Below are 9,055 nucleotides of genomic sequence, written 5' to 3'. Positions count from 1 at the left end.
AAAAGCATCGTCCCGATAGACCAAAGACCGACGATGCATTAACATTCAAATTGGACCACTCGATGGGGGCACATCATATGTTACAAAGCCATTGCCAATCAGAACGATCTTTGGATGTCGAGCTATACCCGAGGGTGCGTAGGCGCGCAATTTAAGCCCGTAGAGAGGTGACCGGTGTCCCCAAAACGGCTCTGCGGCTTCAAACCACTACGCCTTATATCGATAGCGTTTGGAGGAGTATGCTGACGACGTTAAGGATATTTCGGCGGGATTTGCTGTCAGCAGGTGTCAGGGCCGAATACGTTGAGCTTGTTTGAAGGTCGTTCTGGATCCACGCGCGTTCCGTCAAAGCCGCGGCGGCGTGTCCGCACTGAGGCACGGTTTCAGGCCATTTTCACAGCAGTTACTGCCGAGGCTCTGCCGATTTCCCTGCGAATGGCCTGAAGGAAGAACTGGCATTCTGGATCGCCACATTTCGTCAGCTTTTGCCTTGACATACCGGGTGGCGTTTATTTCCGAAGGGTAGCAGCGTTCCAGAAATAAAGTTATCTTGTCGTTTCGTCGCCCTGCGTTTCAAAAGTCAGTCCAACCGACAGCCGATTTCATAGGTGCGTCTGAGGCGTCGTCTTGGGGCAGTTCCGCTTCGCCTGCTTTGTTTGTATCCTGTTGTGCAACAACCGCGATAGTATCGGCGTTCAGGTCGCTTTCAAAATCGTCTTCGCGTTGCCGCTTCGTATCGATTTTGAACACAGCTACGACACGAGCCAATTGCGCGGCATCATTGCGAAGGACTTGGCTGGCAGCGGTCGTTTCCTCGACCATGGCAGCATTGTGCTGAGTCACCTGATCGAGTTGGGCGACACCGGTGTTGATCTCATTGAGAGTCGTTGATTGCTCCTCAGCGCCCAAGGCAATATCGCTCACATGCCCAGAAATCGTGCTGACGCGGCCAATAATTTTTTCAAGCTCTTCGCCTGTGCGACCAACGAGGCGTACGCCTTCGCCGACTTGTTCGGTGCTTTCGACGATCAGATGCTTGATTTCCTGGGCGGCACCCGCCGAGCGCTGCGCCAATGCGCGCACTTCGGACGCGACGACTGCAAAACCTCTCCCGGCTTCACCAGCCCGGGCGGCCTCAACGCCGGCGTTCAATGCAAGTAGGTTTGTCTGAAAGGCAATATCGTCGATCACGGTCAGGATCTTTGAGATCTTGCTGGACGATGCCTCAATATTGGACATTGCATCCACGGCATCGGTCACAACTTTTCCGCTTTGCTCAGCTGTGGAACGGGTCTCGTCCATGATGCCTTCGACTTTTCGTGCCCCTTCCGCGGCAGAGCGAACGCTACCGTTCAGCTCTTCCATGGCGGCAGCTGTCTCTTCCAACGTGGCCGCTTGGCTTTCGGTTCGTTGAGAGAGATCACCGCTAGATACGCTGATCTGTTCGGCGCTTGAGCGGATGCGTTCTGAACTCTCGATTACGGAGTCGATGATGCTGACCATTGTCGCACGGGTCGAGTTGAAATTCCGGCGCAGGGTTTCATACTCTTCAGTGAAGGCTTCGCTGATAGCATGTGTCAGATCGCCATCCGACATCTGTTTCAGCGCGTGGCTGAGAACTTCGACAACTTGCATTTGATATTCCTGTGAGCGTTCACGCTCATCTGCCAACTCTTGCGCATCTGCCAACTGGCGTTTGAGGTTTTCAACGTTCCGCGCAATGCGACCGATTTCGTCTGCGCGGGACAAGTATTGCCCCGGCTGTTCGTAGTTTCCGTCGGCGATCTGAACAATGCTGGTCCCAAGATCACTGAGTGGACGGCTGACAATGCGGCGCAGCATGATTGCAGACAACAGGCACATGAGCAGGAAAATTCCGCCTGCAACCCCATAGGCGATCAACTGGCGCTCCAGAACATCCGCCTTTGCCGCAGCGCTAGACCAAAGCATCGCCACCGCCCCAACTGCTGCGCCCTTCGACGTCGTGGCCGGTGCTGCGACCATGTTGCCACTATTGCTCGTCTCGGCCGCGTTGACCTCGGCGGCTGCAGTTGCCAGCGCCGTAAGCGCGCCGATCTGCTCTTCGTTTGCGGTGCCGGAGGAGGCGATCACCTTGCCGTCGGTATTGACCGCAATGCCGTGCAGCGAACGCCCCTCTGACATTTCGATGACTTTCGCCAGATCGGCGCTCAGTTTTTCCTCGTCGCCGAACCGAATGGCACCACCGCTACGCGAGGCAATGGAGTAGGTCACGTTGACACCAAGCGTGTCGACGCCCGCCTGTACTGTTTGGTCGATGATCAGCTTGTTCGCCACGGTTATGAATGTGGCGGTGACCAAGGTTGCCGCCGCCAGCAACAGGCTGAGCTTGGCAAAGACGGACCATCCCTTGATGGACGGAGGTTTTTTCTTGAGAATTGCCATAGATGTACCGATCCTGATGCCCGTGTGGGCAGGAATTACAGAAGGCTCTCTGCGTCGACGCCAACAGTGATCGCGCCGATCGGAGATCCAGTCTCGGGGTCTACGATGGTCACGGAAATCTGGCCCTGATAGCGCTGCGTGGATTCATCCAGCTCGACCTCGCTGATATGGACGCTGTCAGCGCCTTTGCCAAACGTATCCTGAAACTTGGCTTCATCCCCTTGCCACATGTCGGACGTGACATCTGACGCCGCGACGTTCAGGCCATGTGCGCCCATCACGAATACTTCTGTAATCGTGCCCATGGACTCTTCGACCCGCGCACGCAGGGAGTCGGATACGGGATTGTTCAGGATCGGAGCGATGGGGTCGCTGGATGGTGAGCCGACCGAGGCGCGCCAGGCTTGGTCCATCTCGACGATCTGTGCTTGAGTGATGCCATCGCGGGCTTCGTTCTGCGCTTTGATCGCCGCAACGATTTCCGGAGCGTTGGCCCAGCCGCTGATCTCATCTTCCATGTAGGCCTGCAGGGCCGGGGTGAATTCATCAGCCGCATAGACTGGGGCGGCCAGCAGCAGTGCTGCAACGGTAGGTACAAAACGCACGATTTAACTCCTTCAAGACGGGGCATCGGTAATTATCCACATCTTCTGGACTAGCGCAGAGAGTTTACCAGCCAATTAACTCCCGGTTGCGCGGCATTTACCTTGGCGTGCACCTTTTTGACCGTGGTGGTTGCAGGGGGCGTGAAAGCAGGTTCGGATCTTTGCAAAATGCCTTGATCTCAAAGTGTTAAAAGGCGCATGCTCAAGCTGCTCCCAGTCGGGGCCAATTCGGTAGAGTATCTTTTTGGCGCTGATTGTATGGAATTCATGTTGCCCAACGGGATATCTCAGATCTTCTGAACCGGCATTTTACGTGATCTAAAACCGGATTGGTGCGGATGATTGAGCTGAAGGATCTGCAATTGCTGACGGCGCTGGCGCGTCATCGACATTTCGCCAAGGCGGCAGAAGCGTGCCATATGTCCCAACCTGCCTTTTCCATGCGGATCCGTAGCCTGGAGGATAAACTGGGTCTGTCGATCGTGCGTCGCGGAAACCGGTTTCAGGGCCTGACGGGCGAAGGGCAGATGATCGTGGATCGAGCGCGCGGCATTCTTGATGATGCCAAGGCGCTGGATCAGGAAATTGCCGCAGCGCGGGGTGAGGTGACCGGTGCGCTTGTTATTGGCGCCGTGCCCACCGCGACCTCCTTTGCGGCCAAGCTGATTGATCAACTGCACCAAGCGCATCCGCGCCTTCTGGTCCGTCTCGAAGTCACCACCTCGCTGACGATCCAGCAACGTCTCTATGATGGTACGCTGGATGCGGGCGTGACCTATAGTGACAGTGTCGTGCAGGAGAATATGAGCCTGCTGCCGCTCTATGATGAAACCTATGTTTTGCTCGCAACTCAGGACATGCTGGGGTCTCACGCGACGTCTATCAGCTGGGCGGACGCGGCAAAACTGCCCTTGAGCCTGCTTGAGCCACAGATGCAAAACCGCCGTATCCTGGACCGTATCTTTGCAGACCTCGATCTGCGTCCGGAGGTTATGTCGGAATCGACAGGCTTCATGGCGTCCATGGTCATGGCACGCGGAGGATCTGTCGCGACCATTCTGCCGCGCGCTCTTGTGGAGGCGCTGGGACCGATTGAGGGGGCACTTGCTCTGCCCTTGGTCGACCCGGAGCCCGCACGTCCGATTTGCCTCGCAAGTGTAGAGCGGCAACCGGAGCTGACGACGCTCCGTGCGCTCAAGAGTGTCATCGCCGCAGCTGCATCATAAACTTATCTTATCGCGCCTTCGGGCATTCAAATTTGACCATGGGGAATGAGGGTGTGATTGCGGTTTCAGGCACCTGAGTTGGGAGACACCCATGGCACCCTTGGACAACACATCTGGCGTTTGGAAATCTGGACGCGGCAAGGGGCGCAAGACGCCCAAGGGCCGTCAGCTTGATGATCAGGCCCATTCCGACATCCTCGACCTTTTGGGCGACCGCCCGCGCAACCGCGATTTGCTGATCGAGTTCCTGCATCTGGTGCAGGACCAGTTCGGTCACATCTCTGCGGCGCATATCCGGGCATTGTCCGAGGAAATGCGTGTGGGGCAGGCGGAAATCTATGAGGTTGCAAGCTTTTACGCCCATTTCGACGTCGTGAAGGAAGGCGAAACCCCACCACCGGCGCTGACCATCCGGGTCTGCGACTCGCTTTCGTGCGAGCTGGCCGGGGCCGAGCAGTTGAAACAGGCGCTGGAGGACGGCATGGACCCCACTCAGGTCCGCGTTTTGCGTGCGCCCTGCATGGGCCGTTGCGACACCGCGCCCGTGTTGGAAATCGGTCACAACCATATCGATCACGCTTCCGTGGCCAAGGTCGAGGCGGCCATCGCGGCAGAGGATACTCACGCGCATCTGCCGCAGTATGAGGACTACCGCGCCTATGCCATCGCGGGCGGCTATGAGGTGCTGAAGGACCTTCGCGCCAATGGCGATTGGGAGGCGGTGCAGGACAAGGTTCTGTCTGCCGGGCTGCGTGGCCTTGGTGGCGCGGGATTCCCGTCGGGCAAGAAATGGGGCTTTGTGCGCATGAACGAAGGTCCGCGCTATCTCGCCGTGAATGGCGATGAGGGCGAGCCGGGCACCTTCAAGGACCGCTACTATCTGGAACGCACGCCGCATGTCTTTCTCGAGGGCATGTTGATCGCAGCCTGGGCGGTGGAGGCGGAAAAAGCCTTTATCTACATGCGTGACGAATATCCGGCCGTGCTGGAAATCCTGCGGCGTGAGATTGCCGCGCTGGAAGCGGCGGGCATCGTCGAAGAAGGCTATATCGACCTGCGCCGTGGGGCAGGGGCCTATATCTGCGGTGAAGAAAGCGCGATGATCGAGTCGATCGAAGGCAAGCGCGGCGAGCCGCGCCACCGTCCGCCCTTTGTGGCGCAGGTGGGGATCTTCGGCCAGCCGACCCTCGTGCATAACGTCGAGACACTATACTGGGTCACCAAGATCAACCGCGAGGGACCCGAGTGCCTGAACGCGGTTGAGAAGAATGGCCGCAAGGGGCTGCGCTCCTACTCCGTGTCCGGCCGGGTGAAGAACCCCGGCGTGCATCTTCTGCCTGCGGGCTCCACCATTCTGGATGTGATTGAGGCCGCTGGTGGCATGCTGGATGGCCATGCCTTCAAGGCCTATCAGCCGGGGGGGCCGTCCTCCGGCCTGTTGCCGGCGCACATGGATGACATCCCTCTCGATTTCGACACGCTGCAGCCACATGGGTCCTTCATCGGTTCTGCCGCCGTGGTGGTGCTGTCGGATCAGGACTCCGCCCGGGACGCGGCGCTGAACATGCTGCGCTTCTTCGAGGATGAAAGCTGCGGCCAGTGTACCCCATGTCGGGTTGGCTGCGAAAAGGCCGTGAAGCTTATGCAAGCGGAAAAATGGGATCAGGATCTGCTGGAAGAGCTGAGTGCCGCGATGATCGACACCTCGATCTGCGGTCTGGGTCAGGCCGCGCCGAACCCGATCCGCCTGACCATCAAACATTTCCCCGAGGAGGTCTGAGCATGGCCTCCGCAATGATGTCTCGCCCGGTGGGAACCACCGGGCCGCGCCTGACCTTCCCCACGGGAAGGCGCGATTGCGCCTCCCCAAGGTCAGTCGCAGCCCTCACCTCATCTTCGCAAGCCAAGGAGATCTGAGCCATGTCGAAGCAAATCACCTTCACCCTCGACGGCGAACAGGTCACGGCCGAAGCGGGTCTGACCATCTGGGAAGTCGCCAATGGTCGCGGCCTGAAGATCCCGCATCTATGTCACAAGCCGCAGCCCGGCTACCGTCCGGATGGCAACTGCCGCGCCTGCATGGTGGAAATCGAGGGCGAACGGACCCTCGCGGCCTCCTGCATTCGCGAACCTGCAGATGGCATGGTTGTCACCACCAACAACGCCCGCGCCGAGAACGCGCGCAAGATGGTGATGGAGCTGCTGGTGGCCGACCAGCCGAAACAGGACGAGGCGCACGACAAGTCCTCGCATCTGTGGGACATGGCAGAGCTGAACGGGGTTTCGGGGTCGCGCTTCCCCAAGGTCGAAGAGGGTCGCATCCCGCTGCTGGACGACAGCCACGTCGCCATGAGCGTCAACCTCGATGCCTGTATCTCCTGCGGCCTTTGCGTACGCGCTTGCCGCGAAGTGCAGGTCAATGATGTGATCGGCATGGCGGGGCGTGGGCATGACGCCTATCCGACCTTCGACATTGCCGATCCTATGGGAGACTCATCCTGCGTTGCCTGCGGTGAATGCGTCCAGGCTTGCCCGACCGGCGCGCTGATGCCAGCCACCGTGGTGGATGAGAACCAGGTTGGTGACCGCGCCGATTTCGACACGGAAACCGAAAGCGTCTGCCCGTTTTGCGGAGTGGGGTGCAAGGTTTCGCTCAAGGTCAAGGACAACAAGGTCAAATATGTCGAGGGCATCAACGGCCCGGCCAACGAAGGCCGTCTTTGCGTCAAGGGCCGCTTTGGCTTTGACTATATCCATCACCCGCACCGGCTGACCAAGCCGCTGATCCGCCGCGACGATGCCCCTGCCAAGGGGCTGAACGTCGATCCGGGCAACCTGATGACCCATTTCCGCGAGGCAACCTGGGACGAGGCGATGGATGTCGCCGCCAAAGGGCTCGTCAGACTGCGCGATCAAGACCCGAAATCGGTTGCCGGTTTCGGCTCGGCCAAATGCACCAATGAAGAGGCTTATCTCTTCCAGAAGTTCATCCGTCAGGGCTTTAAACACAATAACGTCGACCACTGCACCCGCCTGTGCCACGCCTCCTCGGTGGCGGCGCTGATCGAAAACGTGGGCAGTGGTGCGGTGACTGCAACCTTCAATCAGATCGAAAACTCTGATGTGGCGATCATCATCGGCGCCAACCCGATCGAGAACCATCCCGTTGCGGCGACCTATTTCAAGCAGTTCACCAAACGCGGTGGCAAGCTGATCGTGATGGATCCGCGCGGGGTCGGCATGCGCCGCTACGCCGACGAGATGCTGCAATTCCGCCCCGGCGCAGACGTGTCGATGCTCAACGCGATCATGAATGTGATCGTGGAAGAAGAGCTCTACGACAGCCAGTATATCCACCGCTGGACCGAGAACTGGGAGGCCGAGAAGGAACACCTGAAGGCCTTCACCCCGGAAGCCATGTCCGAAATCTGCGGTATCTCTCCTGAACAGCTGCGCCGGGTGGCGCGTATCTTTGCCGGGGCCGAAGCCGGGATGATCTTTTGGGGTATGGGGGTCAGTCAGCACATCCACGGCACCGACAACTCCCGCTGCCTGATCTCTCTTGCACTGATGACCGGCAATGTGGGCAAGCCCGGCGCTGGCCTGCACCCGCTGCGCGGTCAGAACAATGTGCAGGGCGCGTCTGACGCGGGTCTCATTCCGATGTTCCTTCCGGACTACCAATCGGTGATGGACGATGGCATCCGCAAGAGCTTTACCGATGTCTGGGGCGGCGGCGACTTCTCGAACGAGAAGGGCCTCACCGTGACCGAGATCGTCGATCAGGTCTATGCGGGGAATATCAGGGGCATGTACATCCAGGGCGAGAACCCGGCGATGTCGGACCCGGATGCGGATCACGCCCGTGAGGCCTTTGCCAAGCTCGACCTGATGGTGGTGCAGGACATCTTCCTGACTGAGACTGCCAACTTTGCCGATGTGATCCTGCCGGCCTCGACGCTCTATGAAAAGAACGGCACCGTGTCGAACACCAACCGCCAGGTACAGCGCGTGCGCCCCGCCGTCACGCCTCCAGGCGAGGCGCGCGAGGACTGGAAGATCACCGTGGAGCTTGCGCAGCGCATTGGTCTGCCCTGGGCTTACAATGATGTGTCCGAAGTCTTTGCCGAGATGAAGCTCAACATGAAGTCGCTCGACAATATCACATGGGAGCGTCTGGAGACCGAGACCATCACCTACCCGTCGCTGCACGAGACCGACCCCGGTCAGGCGATCGTCTTTGGTGACGGCTTCCCGCGTGCCGAGGGACGGGCCAAGTTCACCCCCGCCAGCGTCATCCCACCGGATGAGGCACCGGATGCGGAGTTCCCGATGATCATGACCACCGGTCGCCAGCTGGAACATTGGCACACCGGATCAATGACCCGGCGGTCCTTGGTGCTGGATGCGGTCGAACCCGAGGCCAACTGCTCCCTGCACCCCAAGACCCTGCGGGCGCTGGGCGTCGAGCCGGGCGAGATGGTCCGCCTATCCACGCGGCGGGGGTCCATTGAGATCATGGCCCGTGCGGACAGGGCGATCGCAGAGGACATGGTGTTTGTGCCCTTCGCCTATGTTGAGGCGGCGGCCAATATCCTGACCAACCCGGCGATCGACCCCTATGGAAAGATCCCGGAGTTCAAATTCTCTGCCGTGCGAGTAGAGAAGGCAAAGGGCCAGATCGCGGCGGAGTGATCCCCCCATAGAGTGGCAACAAGACAAAGCGCGGAGGGTTTCCTCTGCGCTTTTTTGTTTTTGCGGCTGGGTTTCGCAGTGGTTGCGACTCGCTTTGTTGGTTTG

General features: G+C 59.2%; 5 protein-coding genes. 3 read left to right on the top strand and 2 right to left on the bottom strand.

Annotated features, from left to right (window positions below):
* Positions 1 to 573: 573 nt before the first annotated feature.
* Positions 574 to 2,424, bottom strand: a complete 1,851-nt coding sequence (locus R0J92_RS20860) for a methyl-accepting chemotaxis protein (protein WP_411053037.1) — start codon at positions 2,422 to 2,424, stop codon at positions 574 to 576.
* Between the two features lie 35 nt (positions 2,425 to 2,459).
* Entirely contained in the window at positions 2,460 to 3,029 is a 570-nt protein-coding gene (locus tag R0J92_RS20855) for a hypothetical protein (RefSeq protein WP_411053036.1), read from the bottom strand.
* Between the two features lie 338 nt (positions 3,030 to 3,367).
* On the opposite strand from R0J92_RS20855, the gene R0J92_RS20850 reads away from it, so the two are divergent.
* From R0J92_RS20850 to fdhF, 3 genes are all read left to right on the top strand, one after another.
* Positions 3,368 to 4,255: a LysR family transcriptional regulator gene (locus R0J92_RS20850; protein ID WP_411053035.1), complete on the top strand. Its 888-nt coding sequence runs from the start codon at positions 3,368 to 3,370 to the stop codon at positions 4,253 to 4,255.
* Between the two features lie 91 nt (positions 4,256 to 4,346).
* On the top strand, positions 4,347 to 6,035 hold the full coding sequence (locus R0J92_RS20845; RefSeq protein WP_411053034.1) for an NAD(P)H-dependent oxidoreductase subunit E: 1,689 nt from the start codon (positions 4,347 to 4,349) through the stop codon (positions 6,033 to 6,035).
* Between the two features lie 140 nt (positions 6,036 to 6,175).
* Positions 6,176 to 8,950, top strand: a complete 2,775-nt coding sequence (gene fdhF / locus R0J92_RS20840) for a formate dehydrogenase subunit alpha (RefSeq protein ID WP_411053033.1) — start codon at positions 6,176 to 6,178, stop codon at positions 8,948 to 8,950.
* The last annotated feature ends 105 nt before the right edge of the window (positions 8,951 to 9,055 follow it).

The organism is Tritonibacter sp. SIMBA_163 (assembly GCF_046535935.1).
Classification (GTDB): Bacteria; Pseudomonadota; Alphaproteobacteria; order Rhodobacterales; family Rhodobacteraceae; genus Epibacterium; species Epibacterium scottomollicae.
This window is presented reverse-complemented; position numbering and strand designations above follow the sequence as displayed.

Coding starts and splice junctions, on each gene's coding strand:
- R0J92_RS20860 (WP_411053037.1), bottom strand. CDS start 2,424: ATGGCAATTCTCAAGAAAAAACCTCCGTCCATCAAGGGATGGTCCGTC.
- R0J92_RS20850 (WP_411053035.1), top strand. CDS start 3,368: ATGATTGAGCTGAAGGATCTGCAATTGCTGACGGCGCTGGCGCGTCAT.
- R0J92_RS20845 (WP_411053034.1), top strand. CDS start 4,347: ATGGCACCCTTGGACAACACATCTGGCGTTTGGAAATCTGGACGCGGC.
- fdhF (WP_411053033.1), top strand. CDS start 6,176: ATGTCGAAGCAAATCACCTTCACCCTCGACGGCGAACAGGTCACGGCC.